Origin of the sequence: Anthropogastromicrobium sp. (assembly GCF_037349415.1) — a bacterium.
In the GTDB taxonomy this organism is placed as follows: domain Bacteria; phylum Bacillota; class Clostridia; order Lachnospirales; family Lachnospiraceae; genus Anthropogastromicrobium; species Anthropogastromicrobium aceti.
In genome coordinates this window covers 78,374-104,425 of sequence record NZ_JAXWCK010000038.1, presented here as the reverse complement: position 1 = coordinate 104,425, position 26,052 = coordinate 78,374, and the positions used below count along the sequence as shown (strand labels likewise).

Below are 26,052 nucleotides of genomic sequence, written 5' to 3'. Positions count from 1 at the left end.
GAAAGTCAGAAGAGTTAGGAAGAAACTTAACAGTTCATATTACTACCTTTGGCTGCCAGATGAATGCGAAAGATTCTGAAAAACTGCTTGGTATTCTTGAAAAAATCGGATATGAGGAAACTGATGATGAAAAGGCTGCTGATTTTTTGATCATGAATACCTGCACTGTGCGTGAGAATGCAAACCAGAAGGTATACGGTCATTTAGGAATGTACCAGAGCAGAAAGAAGAAAGCACCTCACCGTATGATTGCTATCTGCGGCTGTATGATGCAGGAGCCAGATGAGGTTGCAAAGATTCGTAGCAGCTACCGTTTTGTTGATATTGTATTTGGAACTCATAACATATTTAAGCTTGCAGAGTTGTTATATCAGGCATTTACTAAAAAAGAACAGGTAATTGATGTATGGGAAGGAACTGATCAAATCGTAGAGGATCTTCCTGCTGTCCGTAAATATTCCTTTAAGTGTGGTGTCAACATCATGTATGGCTGCAACAATTTCTGCAGCTACTGTATCGTTCCATATGTGCGCGGAAGAGAGAGAAGCAGACAGCCAGAGGATATCATAAAGGAGATTAAGCAGTTAGTAGCTGATGGTGTAGTAGAGGTTATGCTTCTTGGTCAGAATGTAAATTCATATGGAAAGACACTTGATAATCCGATTACATTTGCACAGCTTTTACAGCAGGTAGAGCAGATCGAAGGACTTCGTTGGATTCGTTTTATGACCTCACATCCGAAGGATCTGTCAGATGAATTAATTGAAGTGATGAAAAATTCCAAAAAGATTTGTCGTCACTTACATTTGCCGCTTCAGTCTGGAAGCAGTCGTATTTTAAAGCTCATGAACAGAAAGTATGACAAGGAGCAATATTTGGAGTTAGCAGCAAAGCTTCGCCGCGAAATTCCTGATCTTTCTTTGACTACGGATATTATTGTTGGCTTCCCAGGTGAGACTGAGGAAGATTTTGAAGATACAATGGATGTAGTACGCAAGGTGCAGTATGACAGTGCATTTACTTTTATTTATTCAAAGCGTACAGGAACACCAGCTGCTGCAATGGATGATCAGATACCAGAGGAAGTGGTAAAGGATCGTTTTGACCGCCTGTTAAAGCTTGTTCAGTCTATTGCGACAACTCAGTGCAGCCGCGATACTGGGAAAACACTTGAGGTGTTGGTAGAAGAGGTTAATGAGAAAGATCCATCTATGGTATCAGGACGTCTCAGCAATAACACAGTGGTTCATTTTAAGGGAGATAGTTCATTGATCGGAACGATCTGCAAAGTAAAAATGATAGAGTCCAAAGGCTTTTACTATTTGGGAGAGCTTGTGGAATAACGCATAAGATAAGAGGAGATAGCGGCTGACGGTTACGATAGCCGCTATCAGACTGTGTGCAGTTTTGCAAATGGACAGCAACAATTTACAGTAAGAGAGGCATAAGTAAATGGAAATCAACAGGGCGAAACTGTCGCCGATGATGCAGAAGTACTTTGAGACAAAGGATCAGTATCCTGGCTGTATTTTATTTTACAGATTGGGTGATTTTTATGAAATGTTTTTTGATGATGCGATTACTGCGTCAAAGGCACTGGAGATTACGTTAACAGGAAAAGAATGCGGACTAGAGGAACGGGCACCTATGTGCGGAGTTCCTTTTCATGCAGCCGACAATTACATAGATCGTTTGGTAAAAAAAGGCTATCGTGTCGCTATTGCAGAGCAGATGGAAGATCCGAAGCTTGCAAAGGGTCTTGTAAAGCGTGAGGTTATCCGTGTGGTGACACCAGGAACAATTTGTGATAATAAGGCACTTGATGAAACAAAGAACAATTACCTTATGTCAATTGCCTATGTGGGTGGCATTTACGGAGTAAGTACATGTGATGTATCAACAGGTGAATTTTATCTGACAGAATTAAAGACAAAAGAACAGTTAGAGGATGAGCTGTTTAAGTTTACACCGGCAGAGGTAATATGCAATGATTTGTTTGAATTAAGTGGAGAAAATCTGGATGAATTAAAAGACAGGCTGCATTTTACTGTATCAACACCAGATTCCTGGTATTATAAGGAAGACAATGCAAAGAAGATTTTAATGGAGCATTTTCATACAACTTCACTTCTTGGAATTGGTCTGGAGGATTATGATTCAGGAATGATATCGGCAGGTGCTTTGATGCAGTATTTGTATGATACTCAGAAAAGTACAATGCCACATATTACAAATATTCAGCCATATACTACAGGCTGTTATATGATTGTGGATACATCGACACGCCGCAATTTGGAACTGACAGAGACACTTAGAGAAAAAGAAAAACGCGGAAGTTTGCTTTGGGTGCTTGATAAGACAAAGACAGCGATGGGAGCAAGGCTTCTTCGAAGCTTTATTGAGCAGCCACTTATTGATCGTGCGAGAATTTTAAAAAGACAGGAAGCGATTGAAGAACTGCTAAACGAATATGTGACAAGAGAAGAAATTCGCGAGTATTTGCAGCCAGTTTATGATCTGGAGCGTTTGGCAGGTCGTATCAGTTATAAGACAGCAAATCCAAGAGATCTTTTGGCATTTGCGGCATCACTTCGCATGCTGCCGCCGATTAAACAGCAGTTAGCTGATTTTAAAGGATCACTGCTGAAAGAATTGTATGATGAACTAGATACTCTGGACGATTTGGAAGCATTAATCAGCAGTGCCATTATAGAGGATCCGCCGCTTGTTATCAGGGAGGGAGGAATCATTAAGGATGGCTATAATGAGGATGTAGATAAGCTTCGCCGCTCAAAGACAGAGGGAAAGAACTGGCTGGCAGAGCTAGAGGCAAAGGAGCGTGAACGCACAGGAATTAAGACATTGCGCGTGCGTTACAATAAGGTGTTTGGTTATTATATTGAAGTAACCAATTCCTTTAAGGATATGGTTCCTGATGATTATACAAGAAAGCAGACACTTACAAATGCAGAACGCTTTATCACGCAGGAGTTAAAAGAGCTTGAGGATTTAATTCTTGGTGCTGAGGATAAGCTGGCAGCGCTTGAATATGAATTGTTCTGTGATGTGAGAGATCGTGTGGCATCGCAGGTAGAGCGTATTCAGAAAACAGCGCGTGCAGTTGCGCTTCTTGACGTTATCGCATCTCTTTCTTTTGTTGCGGAACGTCAGAATTATGTTAAACCACAGATCAATGAAAGAGGAATTCTTGATATTAAAAATGGCCGTCATCCTGTTGTTGAGCAGATGATTCCAAATGATATGTTTGTAGCAAATGATGTGCTGCTTGATAATGGAAAGAACCGCATTTCGATTATTACAGGTCCGAATATGGCTGGAAAGTCGACTTATATGCGTCAGGTCGCATTGATTGCGCTTATGGCACAGATTGGAAGCTTTGTTCCTGCAAAATCGGCTAATATCTGTATAAGTGATCGCATTTTTACAAGAGTAGGTGCTTCTGATGATTTGGCATCTGGTCAGAGTACCTTTATGGTAGAGATGAATGAGGTGGCGAACATTCTTCGTCATGCGACAAAAAAGAGTCTGATTATTCTTGATGAAATAGGACGCGGAACTAGTACATATGATGGTATGAGTATTGCGTGGGCCGTTGTTGAATATATCGCGGATGCCAGACAGCTTGGTGCAAAAACGCTCTTTGCAACGCATTACCATGAGCTGACAGAGCTTGAAGGCGCATTAAATGGTGTAAATAATTATTGCATTGCCGTGAAGGAGCAGGGGGACGATATTGTCTTTTTGCGAAAAATTGTTAAAGGTGGTGCAGATAGAAGCTATGGAATCCAGGTTGCAAAACTGGCAGGTGTTCCAGACCGTGTTATAAACCGTGCAAAGGAACTGGTTGAGGAACTGACTGATGCTGACATTGCAGCTCGTGCAAGAGAGATTGCCCAGATGCAGTCAACACCATCTAAAAAGCGCGTATCACGCCCAGATGAAGTAGATGCAAATCAGCTGACACTTTTTGATACAGTAAAAGATGATTCTATAATAGAAGAAATCAAAAAACTAGAAATTGCAAATATGACACCGCTTGATGCACTTAATACGCTGTATCGTATGCAGGCAACACTAAAAAATCGCATTTGATGCTTCCAAGGTGAAAAACTGAGTGATGTTTCCTGCTTGCAGGAAATCATATCTGAGCTTGGAACCTGCACTCTCATTCGGATTGCGAGAGCGGCGAAGCTGCGGAGCAATCCGTAGGAAGTATCAAAAATATAAAAATTAAAAAAACACGCAAAGGAGGTCTGCAATGCCCGAAATACAATTGCTTGATCAGGCAACGATTAATCAGATTGCAGCAGGAGAGGTTATTGACAGACCATCTTCTGTTGTAAAGGAGCTGTTGGAAAATGCTATTGATGCGAAAGCAACGGCAATTACTGTAGAAATCAAAGATGGTGGAATCAGTTTTATTCGCATTACCGATAATGGCTGCGGAATTGAAAAAGATCAGGTGCGTAAAGCTTTTTTGCGTCATGCAACGAGTAAGCTTCATACAATTGATGATTTGTTAGATATTGGTTCGCTTGGCTTTCGTGGTGAGGCACTTTCGAGTATTGCAGCCATTGCACAGGTGGAGCTCATTTCAAAGCCGCCTGAAGCTATGCTTGGTATTTCCTACCAGATTGAAGACGGCGAGGAAAAAAGCTTAACACAGATAGGTGCACCAGACGGCACAACAATTCTCGTGCGCAATTTATTTTACCATGTGCCTGCCAGAAAGAAGTTTTTAAAGACAGCAGCTACAGAGGGAAATTATATAAATCAGCTGATGGAAAACATGGCTATGCTTCGCCCAGATATATCTATGCGCTTTATAAATGGCGGACAGAATAAGCTTTATACGAGTGGAAATGGCCGCTTGAAGGATTTGATCTATACAATTTATGGAAGAGAAATTTCATCCAATGTGTTAGAGATCAACTATGAGTGCCCTCTGTTTGCAGTGACAGGCTATATTGGCAAGCCTATTATTTCAAGAGGAAATAGAACTTTTGAAAATTATTATATAAATGGACGTTTTGTAAAAAGCCGTTTGATTGCTGCTGCAATTGAGCAGGCGTATAAGCCATTCATGATGCAGCATCGTTATCCGTTTACGGTGCTTCATATTAAAATTAAGCCAGAGCTTATTGATGTAAATGTTCATCCGGCGAAGATGGAAGTGCGTTTTCAGCAGGAAAATGAAATTTATGAGCTGTTAGCTGGCGCAATTGAAAATACACTTCGCGGCAAAGAATTTATTCCAGATGTAAGTGATGATGGCAAGGCCGAAAAGAAGGTGCAGGAAAAGCAAAAGCTGCCAGAACCTTTTGAGCAGAGACGTCTTCAGGCGATGAAGGAGATTATTCCACCGCCGCCTGCAGAACATAAAATTCAAAATGAACAAAAGCCATCAGCAGAACATAAAACTCAGAGTGAACAAAAGATCTTCACAGAGAATAAAATTCAGAGTGAACAAAAGCTGCCAAAAAACGAAGAACAGCCGAAAGTGCCGTCAAAGCTTTCTGATCCTTCTGGTGAATATAAGATAGAAAAAAAGCAGACAATAAAGGATTCTGATTCGAAGTGGGAGCTTGCCTCTGGAATACACAAACGTATTGGACAGGATGTATCTCAAACTGTTAATCAGATGCCTCCTCAGCCAGAACAAAAATTAGAAAAACCAGAACAGCAAACGTTGTTCACGGAGCCGTTATTGTCAGAGAAGGCAAGAATCCATCATCGTCTGATAGGACAGCTGTTTGATACGTACTGGCTGATTCAGTATGGAAATCAGCTTTATATAATGGATCAGCATGCTGCACATGAAAAGGTAAATTATGAGCGGCTTATGGAGGCATACCGCAAAAAGGAGCGTATTACTCAGTTTGTGAGTCCGCCGATGGTTATTTCACTGACAAGGGCAGAGGAAGCGATTTTAGAAGAATTTAAAAGTGAATTTGAACGCATTGGCTTTACGATTGAACCATATGGTGGGCGCGAGTATGCAATCAGTGAGATTCCGGCAAATCTTTATGGAATCAATGAAAAGGAGCTGTTTTTGGAGATGCTGTCTGATCTTGAGGACAGAGGAAGCATGCAGCCATCTGAGCTGATTGCATCAAAGCTTGCGTCGATGTCGTGTAAGGCAGCCATTAAGGGTGGTCAGAAGATTTCGTTTCAGGAGGCAGATGCACTTGTGTCACAGCTACTTACACTTGAAAATCCGTATGCGTGTCCTCATGGAAGACCAACAATTATCACGATGACTAAATATGAGCTTGAAAAGAAGTTTAAGAGAATTGTGTGATTACACAGTTTTAAATGGAAAACAATGAACTGTAACGAGCAATAGGTAGGAATAAATATGATAGAAAATAAGAAACCACTTATTATATTGACCGGTCCAACAGCTGTGGGAAAAACAAGCGCTTCAATTGGACTGGCAAAATCGCTTGGCTGTGAGATAATCAGTGCAGATTCTATGCAGGTTTATAAATATATGGACATTGGTTCTGCAAAAATTATGCCTGATGAGATGCAGGGCGTTCCTCATTATCTTGTGGATGAGCTGTTGCCAGGTGATGAATTTTCCGTAGTGCGCTTTCAGCAGATGGCAAAGGCGGCAATGGAAAAAATTTATGCTAATGGTCATATTCCGCTTGTGGTAGGCGGAACTGGATTTTATATTCAGGCACTTTTGTATGATATTGATTTTGAAGATACATGCGAGGATACTGCGTACCGTACACAGCTTGAAGATAAGACAAAAAAGCTTGGAAATGAATGGCTGTTAGAGCAAGTGCGAAGCGTTGATCCTGCATCGGCAGAGGCAATTCATGCAAATAATACGAAGCGTCTAATTCGCGCATTGGAATATTTTAAATTGACAGGTCGTCCAATCTCAGAACATAATGAGAAACAGCGCCAGAAAGAATCACCATACAATTTCTGCTATTTTGTCCTGAACAGAGATCGCGCAGAGTTGTATCGTCGCATTGATCTGCGCGTGGATCAGATGATGGAGCAGGGACTGCTTAAGGAAGTGGAAGCATTAAAGGCGATGGGCTATGACAGAAGTTATGTCTCAATGCAGGGACTTGGCTATAAGGAGCTTTTATCATATCTTGACGGCGAGTGTACATTAGATGATGCGGTAAGTCAGATTAAGCAGTCAACGAGACATTTTGCAAAACGTCAGCTTACCTGGTTTCGCAGAGAACGCGATGTAACATGGCTTGATATTGACGGAGCAAAAAACGAAGATGTTATAAGCATATTGACAGAGCAGTGTGTAAAAAACTTACATGCCGCAGTAAAAATACAGCAAAAATAGAAAAGAGAGAAAGAAAAATGACAATGAAAGAAACTTACCTGTCCATGGGGATTGGTGAAAAGACGTATGAATTTTGTGAGAAAATCGAGCAGGATCTTAAAGAACGTTTCTGCGAGATTGATAAAGTTGCAGAGCAGAATCAGATGAAGGTGCTTGGTGCAATGCAAAAAAATCATGTAAGTGAAGCTTGCTTTGCAGCAACAACTGGATATGGATACAATGATATGGGAAGAGAAACGTTAGAGCAGGTATATGCTGATACATTCCATACAGAGGCTGCATTGGTGCGTCCACAGATCACATGCGGAACACATGCGCTTGCGCTTGCACTATCTGCAAATCTTCGTCCAGGTGATGAGCTGCTTTCACCTGTGGGAAAGCCATATGATACGCTTGAAGAGGTAATTGGAATCCGTCAGTCTGTTGGTTCTCTTAGAGAATATAATATTTCATATCGCCAGGTAGATCTGCTTAGTGATGGCAGCTTTGACTGGGAAGGTATTCGCGCTGCAATCAATGAGAAGACAAAAGTAGCAACTATTCAGCGTTCTAAGGGATATCAGACAAGACCGACACTTTCAGTTGAGCGTATCGGTGAGCTGATTTCATTCATCAAGTCAATTAAGCCAGACGTGATCTGTATGGTAGATAATTGTTATGGTGAATTTATCGAAGAAATTGAGCCATCTGATGTTGGGGCAGATATGACAGTTGGTTCTCTTATTAAAAATCCAGGCGGCGGATTAGCACCGATTGGCGGTTATATCTGCGGAACAGCAGCATGTATTGAGCAGTGTGCATATCGTCTTAGTGCTCCGGGACTTGGTCAGGAGGTTGGTGCATCTTTGGGCGTTCTTCCGTCATTCTATCAGGGATTTTTCCTGGCACCGACAGTAGCGGCAGGTGCGCTTAAGGGAGCAGTTTTTGCAGCAAACGTATTTGAAAAATTAGGTTATGATGTAATTCCAAACGGTACAGAGCCTAGATACGATATTATTCAGGCTGTTACACTTAAAAAGCCTGAGGCGTTGATCGCATTTTGTCAGGGTATTCAGGCAGCAGCTCCGGTTGACAGCTATGTAACACCAGAACCATGGGATATGCCGGGCTATGATTCACAGGTTATTATGGCAGCCGGTGCATTTATCCAGGGTTCTTCGATTGAGCTGAGTGCAGATGGTCCTCTAAAGGAGCCATATGCAGTTTATTTCCAGGGAGGTCTTACCTGGTATCATGCAAAGTATGGAATTATGATGGCACTTGAAAAACTGGTTCAGGCAGGTATTGTCACTTTATAAGAAATTTCCGTATGTCAGAGCAGGAACTGTCGGCTTTTGACATACGGATTTGTTAATATTCGAAAATTTCTTCTATACTTTAAAAAAGAATTGTGATAAAATAAATTCATAATGGTTTCGATACCTGGAAGTAAGGAACGATTATGAAACATGATATTTCAAAGCAGCTGCCCAAAGATATCCAACCGTACGAAAGGTGTATGGAGCAGGGCGCTGGTGCATTGAACAATGCCGAACTGCTTGCCGTGATTTTAAGAACAGGAAGCGTTGGCGAAAATTCTCTTGAGCTTGCCTCAAGGCTTCTTGCGATAGAAAGTCTTTCAGGGCTTGTGTCTATGACTGTAGCTCAGTTGACTAAGATACGCGGAATCGGAAAGGTAAAGGCAATACAGCTTCAGTGTATTGGTGAGCTGTCAAGGCGTCTTAGTGCGTCAAGACAGCAGGGGATTGTGTTGGACAGTCCTCAGGCAGTCGGAAACTATTATATGAACCGTCTCAAAGATGAGCGTCAGGAACAGGTACTTCTTGTGTTCTTAAATAATAAGGGAGCACTGATTCGCGATCTGGTGCTGACTAAAGGTACAGTGAATCAGACAATTTTGTCACCGAGAGAGGTTTTTATTGAGGCCTTTCGTTATCAGGCAGTCAAAATTATATTGATTCACAATCATCCCAGCGGAGATCCAACCCCGAGCGCGGAAGATGTTGCGGTGACGCGGCAGATTCAAAAGGCGGGAGAGCTTACCGCCATCCCTTTGCTTGATCATATCATCATTGGTGACGGCAGATTTATCAGTTTAAAAGAACGAGGATATATTTCATGAAAAGCAGCAATCAAAACAGCAATGTAAAAATGCCTTTTACAAGAAGACCGCAGCTGATCCTTTTTATATTGACGGCGTGCTGTGTGATTTCTATGGGGTATTATTACATCAAAAAAGAAAACATCGTGTCAGTCGGACAGGTAGCAGGGGCAATCACTGTTCCGGTGCAGAAGGGTGTTAACAAGCTTGGCAGTATTTTCTTTAATTTTGATCAGGAACGACTGAGCAAAGAGGAGGCGATGGCAAAGATTGAGTCGCTTGAAGATGAAAATAAAGAACTCAAAGAGCAGATGGTTTCTTATGATCAGAAGATTCAGGAATATCAGGATATGAGAGAACTTCTTGAACTCAAAAGTGAGTATGCCGATTATGATACTGTTGGGGCAACTGTGATCTTTTCTGATATGACAGGAAACTGGTTCTCTACCTTTACGATAGACAAAGGTACAGATGATGGCCTTGAAGTAGGCATGAATGTACTTTCAGGCGGCGGACTTGTCGGTTACATATCGGATATAGCAAAGGGTCATGCAGTTGTGACTTCGATTATCAATGATAATGTAAATGTCAGTGCAATGCAGTCTACAACAGGAGATGCCTGTGTTGTTACCGGTGATCTTCCTTATATGAAGGAGCATGGTCTTTTGAAGCTTCAGTATATGGATACCGATTTTAATATCAGCAGAGACAATGTAATTGTTACATCCAATATTTCAGACCGCTATCTTCCAGGACTTGTTATTGGCTATGCGCAGGATGTTACTGTGGATGAAAATGGGCTGGCTGCATCTGGTTATTTGAAGCCGGCAGCGGATTTCAAACACATACGCAACGTGCTTGTAGTTACGACACAGAAGCAGTCTGCAGAGTAAACAAAGGATGGAGAAAAAAACAGATGAAGATTAAGATACTCAGAGTTGTTTTATGTATAGTACTTGCCGTCAGTTGTTTTATGCTGCAGTCAAATTTTACAAGGATTATTCCAATTTTGACTGCAGCGCCCAATCTGTTGTTAATTGTCACATTTTCAGTTGGCTTTTTAAAGGGCAGGATGTGGGGAATGCTTACAGGACTTGGGTGCGGTCTTTTGCTGGATTCATTCAGCGGAGGTGTACTGGGGTATTATACGCTTATCTTTATTTATATTGGCTATTTCAATGGCATTTTTACAAGGGTGCTGGCGCATGATATGGTTGTGATGCCTGTTTTGTTATGCAGTGCCAATGAGCTGATTTACAGTGTTTATATTTATGTATTCAGCTTCCTATTATTCGGACGGGTAAATATTGCAGACTATATTAAAAATCTGGCACTTCCGGAGCTGTTGATGACAGCAATCGCTACGATTATAGTATATGGTGTGATCATGACGGTTGACAGACATCTGACAGAGGCAGAGAAAAAAGGAGAAAAGAGATTTGCTTAAGGAATATTGGGATTTATTCAGGGAATGGGTAAAAAATACATTAAGATCCAGAATTTTCTGGCTTGGTATTGTGTGTACGCTTTTTCTGGCAGTCCTGGTGGTGAGGCTGTTCCAGCTCCAGATTCTGGATGGAGCAGCTTATTATGATTCATACGTTTCCCGCACCAAAAAGGAGATTACGACAACTGCTACAAGAGGTACTATCTACGACAGAAATGGAGTCGTCCTTGCCGGAAATGAGGCAGTCTATAACCTGACTGTAAAAGATACTAGCGAATATACAAAGGCAAACGGTGATTTCAATGAGATGCTTCTTCGCCTGATTGAAATTGTGAAAAAATATGATGGAACCATTGTGACAGAACTTCCTGTGATTATTGATGATGACGGGCAGTTTGCTTACAGTGGAAAGGATAGTGCGATCCGTCAGCTTATTCGCGATGTATATGGAACTTCCTACATTGAAGAAAAAAGTAAGGAAGGTGAGGATGTCTATACTTATGACGCAGAGACTGTGATGAAGCGTCTTATGAAGGTTTCCTATAATTTTACAACAAGATGGGAGAATGCCGAAACGATCAGCAAGGAAGATGCACTGGCAATCTGCAATATACGATATGCTATGCGTCTGACAGCTTATGCAAAGTACAAGTCCACGACGATCTGCTCGGATATTTCACCAGAGCTTCAGTCGGCGATTCTTGAGAATCAGGATCAGCTGCTTGGCGTCGAGGTGGAGCAGTCAGAGCGCCGTGTTTATCCGGATGGCGTGTATTTTTCAAATATTCTTGGTTATACAGGAAAGCCGAGTACGCAGGAGCTTGAGACACTTCAGGAGAGCGATTCCACCTATGAGGCAACGGATATGGTCGGAAAGGATGGACTCGAGCAGTATTACGAGAGTGAACTTGCAGGAACAAAGGGCAACGATACTGTATATTTAAACAATGTTGGTCAGATTCTTGATACAATCGACAGTGAGCCATCGGTTCGCGGAAATGATGTATACCTGACTATTGACCATGATCTGCAGGTTGCTGTGTATAATATTGTGGAGCAGCGTCTTGCGGATGTCCTTGTCGGAAAGCTTACAATCGAGGATTTCGAGGCAGATGATTCAACACTTGCAAGCGAGTTCCAGATTTCGGTAAAAGATGTTTACTATCAGATGTTTAACAACAATATTTTAGATGAAAAGCATTTTTCAGATGATGGTGCTTCCGAGGCCGAAAAACAGATTCTTTCCTTGTATGAGGGAGAGTCCACACTTGCTATTCGTCATATTTTGGAGGAAATGGTACCGGGTGCAACGATACAGTCTGAGTTGACAGAAGATATGCAGGACTACATGGAATATGTCTATACCTTTTTACGAGAAAAGGGGGTTATTACCGCAAGTGAGATTGATACCTCAGATGAGACCTTCCTCGCATGGAAAAATACAGAGATTTCATTTTATGATTTCCTGTCATATGTGATTTCAAAGGGATGGATTGATTCCTCAAAGCTTGGTGCGGAGTCTGCATACTCGGATTCCAGCCAGGTTATGAGCCAGATCCTATCCTTCTGTGAAGAAAATCTTTCAGCTGACAGTGGTTTTCGTAAACTTGTATATAAAAAGCTGATTCATAATGAGCAGCTTTCTGGTAATCTGGTTTGCCTGGCGTTGATTGATCAGGGCATCTTAGATGTCGACAATTCATCCTATGAAGAACTTCAAAATGGAGATGCGCAGACTGCATTTACCTTTATTCGTGAGAAAATTGGAAATACTGAGCTGACACCGGCGCAGATCGCGCTTGATCCATGCAGTGGTTCTGCGATTGTAACTGATACGACGACAGGAGAGCTGTTAGCAATGGTATCTTACCCAGGCTATGATTTGAACAAGCTTTCTGGAACAGTTGATGCTGAATATTGGAATAAGCTTATTAATGATCAGTCAGAGCCGCTGTATGATAAGGCGACGCAGGTACGAATTGCGCCAGGTTCTGTTTACAAGCTTGTTACGACAAGTGCAGGACTCGAGGAGGGCGTAATTGACAGCTCAGAGTATATTAACTGTATTGGTACTTTCGACAAGTTGGATCATCCGCGATGCTGGATCGCTCGAGAGACTGGCGGTGAGCATGGTCCGTTAAACACAGCGGGGGCTATTGAGCAGTCGTGCAACTTCTATTTTTATGAAGTTGGCTACCGTTTAAGCTTAAATGAAAACGGAGAATATGACGCGGAGCGTGGTCTTGCAATGCTTCGCAAATACGCCGAAAAGTACGGTTTTGGTGAGAAGAGCGGTGTGGAAGTCGCAGAAAATCTGTCACAGATTTCAACGGAATACCCGGCGACATCTGCAATTGGACAGGGTACAAACAACATGACTGCGATCAGTCTGGCGCGCTATGTGACCGCACTTGCAACGGACGGTAAACTTTATACATTCCGTCTGTTAAGCAAAATCTGTGACGCAAACGGAAATGTGATTGAAGAACTCACCCCAGAGGGAGAGCAGATCGAGGGCATCTCACAGTCAACCTACGATGTCATGAGGGAAGGTATGTACCGAGTTGTCCATGCGGCTGGTACAGCGGCAGGTGCGTTTACCGGTTTGCAGATCGACATTGCTGGAAAATCTGGTTCCGTACAGGAGAATCTTTCACGTGCGAACCACGCAACCTTCATTTCATATGGTCCGTACAACGATCCAAAGATTTCCGTAACGGTTGCTATCCCGCATGGTTACATGGCATACAATGCCGCAGTAGTTTGTCGTTACATTTATCAGTATTACTTTGGCTACATTGATATGGAAGACATTCTGGATAAATCCTACAATACACTTGGAGAGTCAGCTACGTACAGTGACTGATGTAAGCTACAGAAGACAGGGATAAGAGAGAGGATCAGAAAGGTTTGGGAATATCATGAGTGAAGTGATTGTTGTGACATCAGGAAAAGGCGGTGTAGGAAAAACGACAGTGGCTGCAAATCTTGGCTGTGGCCTTGCCCTTCTTGGAAATAAAGTTGTTTTGATTGATACCGATATTGGTCTTCGAAATCTTGATGTTGTGATGGGACTGGAAAACCGCATTGTATATAATCTTGTGGATGTAGTAGAGGGAGGCTGTCGGATAAAGCAGGCGCTGATCAAAGATAAAAATCATCAGGGCCTGTATCTGATGCCGTCGGCACAGACGAGAGACAAATCGAGTGTGACGCCGCAGCAGATGAAAAAGCTGACGCAGGAATTGACAGAGGAGTTTGATTATGTGATTCTGGACTGTCCGGCTGGCATTGAGCAAGGCTTTAAAAATGCCGTGGCAGGAGCATTAAGAGCTATTGTTGTCACAACGCCAGAAGTATCTGCGATTCGCGATGCAGATCGCGTAATGGGACTTCTTGAAGCGGATGGGATGGAAAAGATTGAGATGATTATTAACCGCATTCGTCCAGATCTGGTAGCAAGAGGCGACATGATGTCACTTTCAGACATTCAGGAAATATTGACCGTTCCTATTATTGGTGCGGTGACGGATGAGGAAGAGATTGTCATTTCCAGTAATAACGGAGAGCCGGTTGCCGGAAAGGATTCACCGTTAGGGCAGATATTTGTTGATATCTGTCGAAGAATTATGGGTGAAGATATTCCGGTTGCACAGCCGTCTGTATCGAAGGGATTGATAAAAAGGCTGAAAAGTATTTTGGAAAAGAAAGGAAAATAAAGTAATATGGTCAGGCATTCATTACCAAGTCAGGCAGTTCGCTCTGGAAAGACAGCGAAGGAGCGGCTGATACAAATGATGCTTGAGGAGCATACGCAGTGCACTCCAGAGACATTAAGCTGTATGGAGCATGATATTACAAAAACTATTTCAAAATATCTGCCGGTATCTGAAAAAAACATCTGTCTGTATCTGAAGCGAAATGCCGGTAAAATTCTTTTATTTACCGTGACGGAGCTTTCAGCAGTCAAAAAAAGCAGATAGAGATAAAGAAAGGAATGGTCTGTCAGCATGCGCAAGAGAAAAACAGGACAAAACCTGCATCTGAGCAATCTTAATTTTAAAATCATCATATATGCGCTGATACTGAGTATCATTGGTATTTTTATGGTGCACAGTGCAACACAGAATGAAGCTGTGACAGGTATGATTACAACAACACAAAAGCAGATCCTTGGAATGGTCATAGGACTTGTTCTTATGATGATTCTGACATGTATTGATTACCATAAGCTGATTAAATATTCAATTGTATTTTACGTGATCAGCATGGCACTTTTAATCTATGTAAAATACATCAATCCGTTAAATATCAGTAATGCAAACCGATGGATGCATCTACCGGGGTTTGGTACGATTCAGCCGTCTGAGTTTTCGAAGGTTGCAGTCGTTTTGATGGCAGTCTTTGTGCTTATACGTATCCAAAAACATATAAACAATGTGCTGTATCTTATTGGATATTTTGCCTTGACGGGCATAACAGTGTATCTGATTTATGTAGAGCCAGATTTATCTACGTCAATGATTATCGTTTTTGCGCTTGTTGCAATGGTTTTTGTGACGGGAATAAGTTGGAAGTGGGTAGGCGGTGTTCTTGGTGTAGTAGCTGTTTTTGTGGGCGCACTTTTGTTTTGTATTTATGAGCCTGAGCAAAAGACACTCAACTGGTTTATCGAGAAGGATATCCTTCAACAATATCAGGTAAACCGTATTAACTCATATTTCTTTCCAGAGGATTACCCTGATCAGACGCGTCAGCAGTTAAACTCAGTTATGGCTATTGGCGGCGGTCAGCTTTTGGGAAAAGGATTAAATAATTCTACTTATGAATCTGTTAAGAATGGAAATTTTCTTTCAGAGGAACAGTGTGACTTCATTTTTGCTGTTGTAGGAGAAGAACTGGGTTTTGCAGGAAGTGCATTTATTATATTGATATATCTGCTTTTATTTATTGAAGGCCTAAGGGTTGCAGGACGAAGTCCTGATCTTGAAGGAAAACTTCTTGCAAGCGGATTTGTCACAATTTTGTTAATCCAGTGTTTTATCAATATGGGAGTAGCCATGCTGCTTCTTCCGAATACGGGAACACCGCTTCCATTTATCAGCGCAGGAATGAGTTCACTGATAAGCACGTATATTATGATGGGAATTATGCTGAACATAAGTATGCACAGAAAAATGAAAGTGTTCTGATAAGTTTTACAAAGTAACTATTATAGTGGAGGTATCAAAATGAATATCGGTTTTATAGCAGATGATTCCAAAAAGAAACTGATGCAGAATTTCTGCATCGCATACAGAGGCATTCTGAATAAGCACAGCCTTTATGCAACAGGAACAACAGGAAGACTGATAGAGGAGGCAACGACACTGACTGTCAATAAGTTTCTTGAGGGATCGTTAGGCGGTGCACAGCAGTTTGCATCTCAGATAGAAAATAATAGCATGGATCTGGTATTTTACTTCCGTGATCCAAACGAAGTGAGCCCAACCAATACAAGGAGAGTACAGACAGTGCTTCATCTTTGTGATATTTACAGCATTCCGCTGGCAACTAATTTGGCAACGGCAGAGCTTTTGATTCGTTCACTTGACTCTGGTGACTTAGAGTGGAGAGAGGCATACCGTTCATGAGAAAAAAACGGTTCATTTACACGCTGGCGGCAGTGCTTTTAATGTGCAGTGCCGCTGGTGTGGGAGCAGGCTGCGGCAAATCCTCTCCAGCCCTTCTTGATAGCTTTGGTACTCATTTAGATACTCTTATGACATCAAAAGATAAGCTGTCGAAAATGGATGGAGCTGCAGCAGATTTGTGTGTAATAGAAAATGAAGATGAATTTTCTGAAAATGACATAGAAGCGCCGGCTGGTGCATTATTTAATATTACAGATCAGAAAACATTGTACAGCAAAAATGCAAATGATGAGCGCGAAATTGCAAGTATCACAAAAATTATGACGGCTCTTCTTGCCATGAAATATGCTGATTTAAGTCAGGAAGTAACTATTTCGTATACTCCGGAGGGACTTGAGAGCAGTGCTGTTCTTTGTGGTTTTGAGCAAGGCGATAAGATGATGCTTTCAAGTTTGCTGAGTGCAGCACTTATCTATTCTGGAAACGATGCTGCTATTGATATTGCTATTGCTGTTGCAGGATCACAGGAAGCATTTGTAGATATGATGAATCAGGAAAGCAAGGAACTGATGACTAGTCATACACATTTTGCCAATCCGACAGGACTGACACAGTCTAAACATTATTCTTCAGTATATGATGTTTATTTGATGTTTCAGGAATGCTTAAAGTATCCGACGTTTCGCGATATTATAGCGCGTGGATCTTTTCTGTGCTATTACACGAATGCAGCAGGAGAGAATGTGACGAAGAACTTTAACAGTACTAATCAGTATCTGGTAGGTGCTTATACGCCGCCAGACGGCATTACTGTCATTGGCGGAAAAACAGGTCATACAAATACAGCCGGATATAACCTGGTAGTGCTCGTCCAGGACAGCCATCACAAGGAGTATGTGGCTGTTATTCTTGGTGCAGCAACAAAAGACGAACTATACAACCAGATGAATACATTACTGTCGAAAATTTGATAATTTTATAAAAATTTCTATTTATGACTTGCTTTATTCGGTAAAATATACTATACTATACGCAAGAACTACCATTGGTCTTAAGTGTAAAAGACTAATTCATATAAGGAGGATCGAGCATATGGTTCAGATTATTTCAGGCAAGAAGGGCAAAGGAAAAACAAAGTATCTGTTAGACAGTGTAAACGGTGCTGTTGCGTCTGCACAGGGAAGTGTAGTATATTTGGATAAGACAGCAAAGCACATGTACGAACTGAGCAATAAAGTTCGTTTGATTAATGTTTCTGATTATGGAATCAATTCCTATGATGCATTTATCGGATTTGTCAGCGGAATCATTTCTCAGGATCATGATCTTGAGAAAATGTATTTTGATAGCTTCTTAAAGATTTCCTGTCTTGAGGGAAGTGATATTACAGAGGCAATCAAGGCGCTTGAAGCGATTTCTGCAAAATTTGGAGTTGATTTTGTTTTGAGTGTTTCAGCAGATGCTACAGAGTTGTCCGATGAAGTAAAATCTCACATCATCGTATCTCTGTAAAGATGATATTCTTGCCAGAGTGTATCAGTTTTTAACAAAAAGTACATAGTACAGATTAAAAGGAGCCGGTTGACCCGACTCCTTTTTACAAACTTTTTTATTCTTGGGAAAAGTCGCGGATGCGGCCATAAAAGGAAAGAAGATAAAGTCCGCCAAGACCTACGATGGCATAAATGATCCGAGTTAACAGTGACATACTGCCAAAAAGCCACGAAACCAGATCAAACTTAAAAAAGCCAATCAATCCCCAGTTTATAGCACCGATTACGACAACAGTCAGTACAATATAATCCCATACTTTTGAGCTCATAGCAACCTCTCATTCTGCCAAAAATGGCTTTGTTATACGCTATTATTTTTTCATAGCAGAAGTATTTTATACATCTTTAAAAAAACTATTTCTTTTTTTAAGAAAAATGCTATAATAATAGCTATGTCCGGCACAGGTGTACCGGAAGAGAAAGGCAGGAAACTGGATGGCAGACAAAAACAATAAGGTGATCCATTACAAAAACCGGTGGCATGGCAGTGTAATAGGATTCCTTTTCCTTTTTATTTTCATCTATTTGGCAGTTCAGCTTTATTTTTTCTTTACAAAAGAAAAAATAAGTATTTTTGAGGTTCAGGAAAAAGCACTCTACTCAATAGCAACTGACTACAAAGGCTTTATCACAAGAGATGAGCAGATTGTTACACTGAAAAATGATGCTTATGTAAACTATTCTGTTCGCGAAGGACTAAAGACAGCGCTTGGAAGCACAATTTACACGACTCAGGATATCAGTGCAATTACTGATGCACTTTTAAAGGAATACAGCAGTGCGCAGATACTAAGCACCTCAAGTATCAGTACGTTAAAAACAAAGCTTGAAAAGGCAGCGCGGCATGATCTTGATTCTAATTTTTCACTAGCTTATCAGGACAAAAATGATTTGGAAGTTTCCGTTCTGGATGCGTATTTGATGGTAGCATCTGATGCACTTGACAGCTTTTCATCAGAAGATGCATACTGTGTCAAGAGCGATCAAAGTGGTTATGTGTTATTTAGAACAGATACATATGATGGATATACACCAGAAGATGTGACGCGTTCATGTTTCGATGAAGAGTCATATTCTATGAAGGTGTACGCAAATGGAGAACAGCGAAAGAAAGGCGATTTTGCCTATAAGCTTGTTTCAGATGATTCTTTTTGTATTACATTTCCAATAAGCGACACTGATGCTGCACGTTATAGAAATAAAAAATATCTTTCTATTAAATTAACATCAATTGGTGTAACAGTAAATGGAAGCTTTTATCTTCACACTGCATCTGATGGCACTTCAATGGCAACAGTTTCATTAAATAAATATGGTTCAAGCTATCTGACGGAGCGTTATCTTGATTTTAAGATTGCAGAGGATGATATTAAAGGCTACAAGATTCCAAAGTCAGCAGTGCTTAGCAAGGATTTTCTTGTTGTGCCAGAACAATATGTTATCAATTCAGAAGAAAAAGGTGTAGGTGTATATAAGGAAGTAATTCAGTCTGACGGCAGTGCAAAGGCTGTATTTACAAAAGTTTCTATTTATGCAAAGCAGGGAAACAGCTATTATATTTCTGCATCTGGACTTACGACAGAGGATTATCTGATTGGTGCTAGTGTAGAAAAAAGTGAGGATGGCACATCTGAAACAATTACAACTGATCCAACAAATCGCCATTTGATTGCTGTGTCAGCACCGCTTACTGGTGTGTACAGTGTAAACAGAGGATATTGTATTTTCCGCCAGATTGATATTTTAAGTGAGACGAGCGATCATAACTACTATATTATTAATACGGGTACCTACTACGGATTGTCCGCCTACGATCGCATTATTTTAAATGCAGGTCTTGTAACCGAAAATCAGATCATCTATTAAAAGGAGAAATTGAAAATGGTAAGTGAAAACCTAGAGCAGGTAAAAGCTAATATAGAAGCAGCATGTAAAAGAGTTGGAAGAGATCCCAAAGATGTGCGTCTTGTTGCTGTCAGCAAGACAAAGCCGATTTCTTTAATTGAGGAGGCAATCGAAGCTGGTCAGGATACCTTCGGGGAAAACAAGGTTCAGGAAATGTGTGATAAAATGGAAGTGCTTCCAGACAATATAAAATGGCATATGATTGGTCATCTGCAGCGAAACAAGGTAAAATATATCGCAGGAAAGGTTGAATTGATTCATTCTGTGGACAGTATTCGTCTGGCAAAGCAAATCTCAGATGAGGCACAAAAACAATCAATTGAGATTCCAGTGCTTTTAGAGGTTAATGTAGCAAGAGAGGAAAGCAAGTTTGGCTTTTTTACAGAAGAAACAGAGGATGCCTGCAGAGAAATTTCCAAGATGCCTGGAATCCGTGTGAAAGGTTTAATGACAAGTGCTCCTTTTGTAGAGAACGCGGAGGATAATCGTAAATATTTTAAAAAATTATATGAATTAGCAGTTGACATTCAGAGTAAAAACATTGATAATATATCAATGAGAGAGCTATCTATGGGTATGACTGGAGATTATGTTGTAGCTGTTGAAGAGGGTGCAACGATTGTCCGGGTAGGAACTGGCATATTTGGTTCACGATAACACAAGAAGGAGAACAGTAATGGGTTTTTTAGACGGTTTTTTAAATAAGATGAATTTTTCTACCACCGACGAGTACGATGGAGATTATGACGATATGGATATGACAGAAGAAAACGAAGAAGAGGAGGAAGAAACCGCAGCTAGCGCAGCTGAGGAAAAGAAGGCTGATCAGGAGACTCCAAAGACAGAGTCTGCACCAGCTTCTTCTACAGCAACCTTCCGCAAGAAGTCAGCAAAAAATACCTCAAGCAAGGTGGTTTCTATGAATGGTGTTATGAAACAGTCAGAAGTATGTATGATCATTCCAAAGGAGTACAACGATACTAAGGATATCGCTGAGATCCTGCTTTCAGGAAAGACCGTAGTGCTTAATATGGAAGCAATGAACTTTGATACCGCACAGCGTGTAATTGACTTTACATCTGGTGCATGCTTTACAATGGGCGGCAATCTGCAGAAGATTTCCAAAAAGATCATCATTGCAACACCAAGCAATGTAGAGCTTTCTGGTGATTTCACTGAGCTTCTTGGTGACGATGATTCAACCGATATCAGCTCTTATAGTCTGAAGGTGTGATGAGATGAACAAAGAAGAACAGATGATTTGCAGTCATCTGCTGGATTTGGCAGAGGCATGCGACAGAAGAGGATACCCTATGGGCAGCGACTTTCTGACGCTCAATGAGCAGAATCTGTTTTTGGCTTTCTCAAAGGATAAGCTTCCGCCTGTTTCTATGGAGATGTGTGGTGGCTATGAACTTGCAGAACGAAAGATTATATTTTACAAGCCAGTAGGAGTTGGGGAGGAATACCCGGCTCCTATCTCTTTATTATCGGTTCAGCCTTTAATGAAGAAGTTTTCAGAAGAACTGACACACAGAGACTATCTGGGTGCACTTATGAATCTTGGCATTTCAAGAACAAAAACAGGCGATATAATCGTGCAGGATAAGCAGGCATATCTTATTGTATCAGAGTCGATTGCAGATTACATTTGTGAAAATTTGACCAGAATCCGTCATACAAGTGTTATGTGCAGGCAGATTGACTGGCAGGAGTTTGACTATAAGCCGCAGGTGAAGGAGGTCATGGGAAGCATCGCATCTGTACGTCTCGATGCAGTGATTGGACTGGCATTTTCTCAGTCAAGAAGTAAGCTGACTGGTTATATAAGTGAGGAGAAGGTGCAGGTAAACGGAAAAGTGATTACATCAAATGCTTATAATTTAAAGGAAAATGATCTGATCTCTGTGCGTGGTCTTGGAAAGTTTCGCTATAAGGGAACCTCTGCCGTTACCAAAAAAGGAAGACTTATGGCATCAGTAGAAGTTTTTGTATAAGAAAGAGAGGAGTACAATGTCAAAAAGTTTAATGATCAATAATCAGGCACATGAGCCGATTTACGAGATCGTCTTTGAGACGGCGTTTGAAAAACTGGCAGAAAAGGTAAAGCAGATCGGTCTTGAGGGGAGAAAGGTCTGCATCGTAATGGATTCCAACACTAGCCATTTATATGGGGAAATGGTACGAAAGGTGTTAGAGCCTGTATCTGCGAAGGTGATTTCCTTCCAGTTTCCGGCAGGAGAGCTTCATAAGACACTTGATGTAGTTCGCGATATTTATAAAGAGCTGATAGAAGCTCATTTTGACCGTAAGGATTATTTGGCAGCGCTTGGCGGCGGTGTTGTAGGTGATATTACCGGATTTGCAGCGGCAACATATTTAAGAGGAATCTCATTTATACAGATTCCAACAACACTTCTTTCTCAGTCAGACAGCAGTGTCGGAGGAAAGACAGGCGTTGATTTTGATGGTTATAAAAATATGGTTGGTGCATTCTGCATGCCAAAGCTTGTATATATGAATGTTTCCACATTATCTACGATGGATGAAAGAGATTATCTTTCTGGAATGGGTGAAGTTGTAAAGCATGGTCTGATTCGCGATAAAAAGTTTTTTGACTGGCTGAAAATAAACCATGAAAAAATCTGCAGCCAGGATAATGAGACATTGATTGAAATGGATTACCACAACTGTAGTATTAAAAGAGAGGTAGTAGAGAAAGATCCAACCGAGCAGGGAATCCGCAGTCTTTTAAATTTTGGTCATACACTTGGTCATGCAATTGAAAAGCAAAAGGCAGGAGAATTGTATCATGGTGAGTGCGTTTCGATTGGTGCAGCAGCCGCAGCTTATATTAGTATGAAGCGAGGTTATCTTACAAAAGATGATCTTCAGACTGTACTTGATGCGTTCACATCATTTAAGCTTCCAATAACAGTGACTGGTGTGGATAAAGAGGCAGCACTTGCAGCAACAAAAAGTGACAAAAAGATGCAGGGCAATCAGATACGTTTTATTTTGTTAAAGTCTCTTGGAGAGGCCGTTGCTGATAAGACTGTTACAATGGATGAGATGCGCGAGGCACTTGACTTTGTGTGTCAGGATGCGTGAGGTGAGTACATGAAAAAGAAACGAGCTGGTTTTGCAGCCCTTTTATGTACGCTGCTTATTGTATTAGATCAGATCACAAAGGCATTAACCGTGTCTGTGCTTAAGGTACATGACATTGTGGTAATTCCAGGCGTGCTTACATTGACCTATGTAGAGAACAGAGGTGCAGCATTTGGCATTTTCCAAAATAAAAAGATTTTTTTCTTTTTGATCACAGCTGTGATGATTGCTGTATTTGCATACTGCTATGTACGGCTGCTTAATCAAAAGTCATATCGTATTCTTAGAATGCTTTGTGTTACGTACACGGCAGGAGCACTTGGAAATCTGATTGACCGCATATTCAGAGGCTATGTAGTTGATATGATTTATTTTGTGCCAATCAATTTCCCAGTATTTAATGTGGCAGACTGCTATATTACTGTGTCAACAGTCATTCTCTTAATCGCGCTCTTTTTCTGCTATCAGGATGATGACTTTTCATTTTTAAAACCATCAGGAAAGGCAGGAAAAAAACATGAGTGAACTTCTGATTGTAGGAAGTGAGCAGGACAATACTCGCCTGGATCGTTTCCTGGCAGATCAGTATGAGGAATATACACGTTCTTTTCTGCAAAAGCTGATTGACCAGGGAAATGTATCAATAAATGGTATTTCTGTTAAAAAAAGTGGAATAAAGCTGAAGGAGAATGATGAAATTGCAGTTACGCTTCCAGAGCCGCAGCCGCTTGAGGTAGTTGCAGAGGATATACCTCTTGATATTTTGTATGAAGATGACGATGTCATTTTAATTAATAAGCCGAAGGGTATGGTGGTGCATCCAGCGGCGGGTCATACATCTGGTACAATAGTGAATGCACTTCTGTATCACTGTAAAGACAGTCTTTCAGGAATCAATGGAGTGATTCGTCCTGGAATCGTTCACAGAATTGATATGGATACGACAGGTGTTATAATTGCCTGTAAAAACGATGCATCGCACAACTGCATTGCAGCGCAGCTAAAGGAGCATTCAATCACAAGACGTTACTATGCCATTGTCCACGGCAATTTAAAAGAAGACGAGGGAGTGATTGACGCACCGATTGGCCGTGATCCAAATAATAGAAAGCGCATGGCAATCAATCATAAAAATGGAAAAAATGCAGTAACGCACTATAAGGTACTGGAGAGATTTGGGCGCTTTACATGGATAGAGTGCCGCCTTGAGACTGGCCGTACACATCAGATTAGAGTCCATATGGCATCTATTGGTCACCCATTGTTGGGAGATGCTCTTTACGGGCCTGCAAAATGCCCATATCAGCTTCAGGGTCAGACACTGCATGCGTATGTGTTAGGTTTTATTCATCCGTCTACAGGGGAATATATGGAGTTTCAGGCACCGCTTCCTGATTATTTTGAAGATCTTCTGAAAAAGCTTCGCCAATCATCCGCAGGATAAAAATAAAAGGATAAAAAAGTATGAAGAAAATAATTGCAAAAATCTTTTCACCGTGGGGACTTGTACCGCTTATTATGGCATTGCTGTGCAATTTTGTTGTATATAGCGGCTGCAATGCGCTTACACGAAACTGGAATCTTCATAGTCTTGCAATTCCACTTGATAAGCAGATTCCATTGATCCCGTGGACGATAGTGATTTACTTTGGCTGCTATATTTTTTGGATTATCAATTATATTTTGATTTACAGAAGAAGCAGAGAATATGCCTACCGTTTTTTTGTTGCAGATTTTTTATCACGAATTGTGTGTCTTGTGTTTTTTTTATGTTATCCGACTACGCTGGTACGTCCCGCTGTAGAAGGGGAGGGGATTTTTTATGATGCCATTCGTTTTCTCTACAAAATCGATGCGCCAACAAATCTTTTTCCATCCATTCACTGCCTTGTCAGCTGGTTTTGCTTTATAGGTATTATAAGTGACATAAAAATTCCAAAATGGTATAAGGTGATGTCTTTTTTGATTGCCCTGGCAGTATTTGTATCAACACTTACTACAAGACAACATGTGATTGTGGATGTTGTTGGAGGTGTAGTACTTGCTCAAATCTGCTACTTGATTGCGCAGAAGACAAACATATGGAGATGCTTTGAGAAAACATTTGATTATCTGAATGGCTTTTTTGCAGAGTGATACGCACTTAAAAGAATTGTACGAAAAAAGTTGCATTTTAATCTGAAATATTGTATAATACCATCATAAGATTTTGAAAGTTGAAAGGAGTGAGCATTATGACAGGTAATTTAGTGATCACAATAGGCAGAGAGTGCGGAAGCGGCGGAAGATTGATCGGAAATCGTCTTGCAGAAAAATTGAATATTAAGTGTTACGATAAGGAATTGCTGACACTGGCGGCGAAGAAGAGCGGACTGTGCGAGGAAATTTTTGAGAGTCACGATGAGAAGCCAACAAGCAGTTTTCTTTATTCTCTTGTAATGGACAGCTATTCAATGGGATATTCTACATCATCCTTCATTGATATGCCGTTAAATCACAAGGTTTTTCTGGCACAGTTTGATACAATCAAGCATTTAGCTGACACAGAGAGCTGTGTAATTGTAGGACGCTGTGCAGATTATGCACTGGCAGAGTATCCAAATGTGTTAAGCGTATTTATCTCCGGCAACATGGATGAGAAGATCAAGTACATTTCTAAGCTGTATGATAAAACACCAGAAAAGGCAAAGGATATCATTATTAAGACAGATAAGAAGCGTTCCAACTATTACAATTATTATACAAGTAAGAAGTGGGGCGATGCCAGAAGCTATGATGTCTGTTTAAACAGCAGCGTACTTGGACCAGAGGGTACCGTAGATGCAATTTTGGAGATTATCAAGCTTCGTGAGAGAAATCGAGCAGGAAAGTAAAAACAAGAGGCGGGCTGCAAGGGCAGCCTGCCTATTATTTTTTTATCGTTTGTAGATTCTCTGTATATGAAAATGAAATCA

The 26,052-nt window shown here is 41.0% G+C and carries 25 protein-coding genes; 24 read left to right on the top strand and 1 reads right to left on the bottom strand.

The genetic code is table 11. The features are described 5' to 3' along the window. The 15 genes from miaB to WJP93_RS09375 all read left to right on the top strand — a co-directional run. Window positions 1-1,343, top strand: a 1,343-nt coding sequence (miaB, locus tag WJP93_RS09445) for a tRNA (N6-isopentenyl adenosine(37)-C2)-methylthiotransferase MiaB (RefSeq protein WP_337547933.1), incomplete at its 5' end; no start/stop codon positions are given. Between the two features lie 109 nt (window positions 1,344-1,452). Next, window positions 1,453-4,113 (top strand): DNA mismatch repair protein MutS, encoded by a 2,661-nt coding sequence (gene mutS, locus WJP93_RS09440; protein ID WP_227099880.1) that lies wholly within the window; start codon window positions 1,453-1,455, stop codon window positions 4,111-4,113. 166 nt (window positions 4,114-4,279) lie between these two features. After that, window positions 4,280-6,322 carry a DNA mismatch repair endonuclease MutL gene (mutL, locus tag WJP93_RS09435; RefSeq protein WP_337547932.1) on the top strand — a complete coding sequence of 681 codons (2,043 nt, stop codon included), beginning with the start codon at window positions 4,280-4,282 and terminating at the stop codon, window positions 6,320-6,322. 57 nt (window positions 6,323-6,379) lie between these two features. After that, on the top strand, window positions 6,380-7,348 hold the full coding sequence (miaA, locus tag WJP93_RS09430; protein ID WP_337547931.1) for a tRNA (adenosine(37)-N6)-dimethylallyltransferase MiaA: 969 nt from the start codon (window positions 6,380-6,382) through the stop codon (window positions 7,346-7,348). Window positions 7,349-7,371: 23 nt separating this feature from the next. Next, the gene (locus tag WJP93_RS09425; RefSeq protein ID WP_227099929.1) at window positions 7,372-8,646 is read left to right on the top strand and encodes a methionine gamma-lyase family protein; all 1,275 of its coding nucleotides are present in this window, start codon (window positions 7,372-7,374) and stop codon (window positions 8,644-8,646) included. Window positions 8,647-8,789: 143 nt separating this feature from the next. After that, entirely contained in the window at window positions 8,790-9,470 is a 681-nt protein-coding gene (gene radC, locus WJP93_RS09420) for a DNA repair protein RadC (protein WP_118612871.1), read from the top strand. Continuing rightward, on the top strand, window positions 9,467-10,342 hold the full coding sequence (mreC, locus tag WJP93_RS09415) for a rod shape-determining protein MreC (RefSeq protein ID WP_118612872.1): 876 nt from the start codon (window positions 9,467-9,469) through the stop codon (window positions 10,340-10,342). The genes radC and mreC overlap by 4 nt, the downstream gene beginning before the upstream one ends. Before the next feature lie 23 nt (window positions 10,343-10,365). After that, window positions 10,366-10,896 (top strand): rod shape-determining protein MreD, encoded by a 531-nt coding sequence (mreD, locus tag WJP93_RS09410; RefSeq protein WP_118612873.1) that lies wholly within the window; start codon window positions 10,366-10,368, stop codon window positions 10,894-10,896. After that, complete coding sequence (locus WJP93_RS09405; protein WP_337547927.1) at window positions 10,889-13,762, top strand: penicillin-binding transpeptidase domain-containing protein; 2,874 nt, start codon at window positions 10,889-10,891, stop codon at window positions 13,760-13,762. The genes mreD and WJP93_RS09405 overlap by 8 nt, the downstream gene beginning before the upstream one ends. Before the next feature lie 55 nt (window positions 13,763-13,817). After that, window positions 13,818-14,615, top strand: coding sequence for a septum site-determining protein MinD (gene minD / locus WJP93_RS09400; protein WP_337547925.1), 798 nt, complete (start codon window positions 13,818-13,820; stop codon window positions 14,613-14,615). Window positions 14,616-14,621: 6 nt separating this feature from the next. Further along, complete coding sequence (locus WJP93_RS09395) at window positions 14,622-14,879, top strand: cell division topological specificity factor MinE (protein ID WP_066564340.1); 258 nt, start codon at window positions 14,622-14,624, stop codon at window positions 14,877-14,879. 27 nt (window positions 14,880-14,906) lie between these two features. Continuing rightward, on the top strand, window positions 14,907-16,088 hold the full coding sequence (locus WJP93_RS09390) for an FtsW/RodA/SpoVE family cell cycle protein (RefSeq protein ID WP_337547924.1): 1,182 nt from the start codon (window positions 14,907-14,909) through the stop codon (window positions 16,086-16,088). A 39-nt stretch (window positions 16,089-16,127) separates the two neighbouring features. Further along, window positions 16,128-16,529 (top strand): methylglyoxal synthase, encoded by a 402-nt coding sequence (locus WJP93_RS09385; protein WP_066564330.1) that lies wholly within the window; start codon window positions 16,128-16,130, stop codon window positions 16,527-16,529. After that, window positions 16,526-17,500 carry a serine hydrolase gene (locus WJP93_RS09380; protein ID WP_262535719.1) on the top strand — a complete coding sequence of 325 codons (975 nt, stop codon included), beginning with the start codon at window positions 16,526-16,528 and terminating at the stop codon, window positions 17,498-17,500. The genes WJP93_RS09385 and WJP93_RS09380 overlap by 4 nt, the downstream gene beginning before the upstream one ends. A 121-nt stretch (window positions 17,501-17,621) precedes the next feature. Then, window positions 17,622-18,041: a twitching motility protein PilT gene (locus WJP93_RS09375; RefSeq protein WP_118612882.1), complete on the top strand. Its 420-nt coding sequence runs from the start codon at window positions 17,622-17,624 to the stop codon at window positions 18,039-18,041. A 97-nt stretch (window positions 18,042-18,138) separates the two neighbouring features. Here the strand turns inward: WJP93_RS09375 and WJP93_RS09370 are convergent, their stop codons facing one another. Then, on the bottom strand, window positions 18,139-18,351 hold the full coding sequence (locus WJP93_RS09370) for a DUF378 domain-containing protein (protein ID WP_118612883.1): 213 nt from the start codon (window positions 18,349-18,351) through the stop codon (window positions 18,139-18,141). A gap of 166 nt (window positions 18,352-18,517) precedes the next feature. Here WJP93_RS09370 and WJP93_RS09365 point away from each other — a divergent pair, with 166 nt between their 5' ends. The 9 genes from WJP93_RS09365 to WJP93_RS09325 all read left to right on the top strand — a co-directional run bounded on the left by WJP93_RS09365 (window position 18,518) and on the right by WJP93_RS09325 (window position 25,971). Next, window positions 18,518-19,948: an HlyD family efflux transporter periplasmic adaptor subunit gene (locus WJP93_RS09365; protein WP_337547919.1), complete on the top strand. Its 1,431-nt coding sequence runs from the start codon at window positions 18,518-18,520 to the stop codon at window positions 19,946-19,948. 15 nt (window positions 19,949-19,963) lie between these two features. Continuing rightward, a complete protein-coding gene (locus tag WJP93_RS09360) occupies window positions 19,964-20,644 on the top strand; it encodes a YggS family pyridoxal phosphate-dependent enzyme (RefSeq protein ID WP_118612885.1) in 681 nt (226 codons plus the stop codon). A gap of 19 nt (window positions 20,645-20,663) precedes the next feature. Next, window positions 20,664-21,221 (top strand): cell division protein SepF, encoded by a 558-nt coding sequence (gene sepF / locus WJP93_RS09355; RefSeq protein ID WP_118612886.1) that lies wholly within the window; start codon window positions 20,664-20,666, stop codon window positions 21,219-21,221. Window positions 21,222-21,225: 4 nt separating this feature from the next. Continuing rightward, complete coding sequence (locus WJP93_RS09350; RefSeq protein ID WP_118612887.1) at window positions 21,226-21,984, top strand: YlmH/Sll1252 family protein; 759 nt, start codon at window positions 21,226-21,228, stop codon at window positions 21,982-21,984. A 16-nt stretch (window positions 21,985-22,000) separates the two neighbouring features. After that, window positions 22,001-23,098, top strand: a complete 1,098-nt coding sequence (aroB, locus tag WJP93_RS09345; protein WP_337547917.1) for a 3-dehydroquinate synthase — start codon at window positions 22,001-22,003, stop codon at window positions 23,096-23,098. Window positions 23,099-23,107: 9 nt separating this feature from the next. After that, window positions 23,108-23,623: a signal peptidase II gene (gene lspA, locus WJP93_RS09340; RefSeq protein WP_227099871.1), complete on the top strand. Its 516-nt coding sequence runs from the start codon at window positions 23,108-23,110 to the stop codon at window positions 23,621-23,623. Continuing rightward, window positions 23,616-24,542 carry an RluA family pseudouridine synthase gene (locus tag WJP93_RS09335; RefSeq protein WP_337547916.1) on the top strand — a complete coding sequence of 309 codons (927 nt, stop codon included), beginning with the start codon at window positions 23,616-23,618 and terminating at the stop codon, window positions 24,540-24,542. The genes lspA and WJP93_RS09335 overlap by 8 nt, the downstream gene beginning before the upstream one ends. Window positions 24,543-24,562: 20 nt before the next feature. Then, complete coding sequence (locus tag WJP93_RS09330; RefSeq protein WP_337547915.1) at window positions 24,563-25,234, top strand: phosphatase PAP2 family protein; 672 nt, start codon at window positions 24,563-24,565, stop codon at window positions 25,232-25,234. 98 nt (window positions 25,235-25,332) lie between these two features. Beyond that, window positions 25,333-25,971, top strand: a complete 639-nt coding sequence (locus tag WJP93_RS09325; protein ID WP_337547914.1) for a cytidylate kinase-like family protein — start codon at window positions 25,333-25,335, stop codon at window positions 25,969-25,971. The last annotated feature ends 81 nt before the right edge of the window (window positions 25,972-26,052 follow it).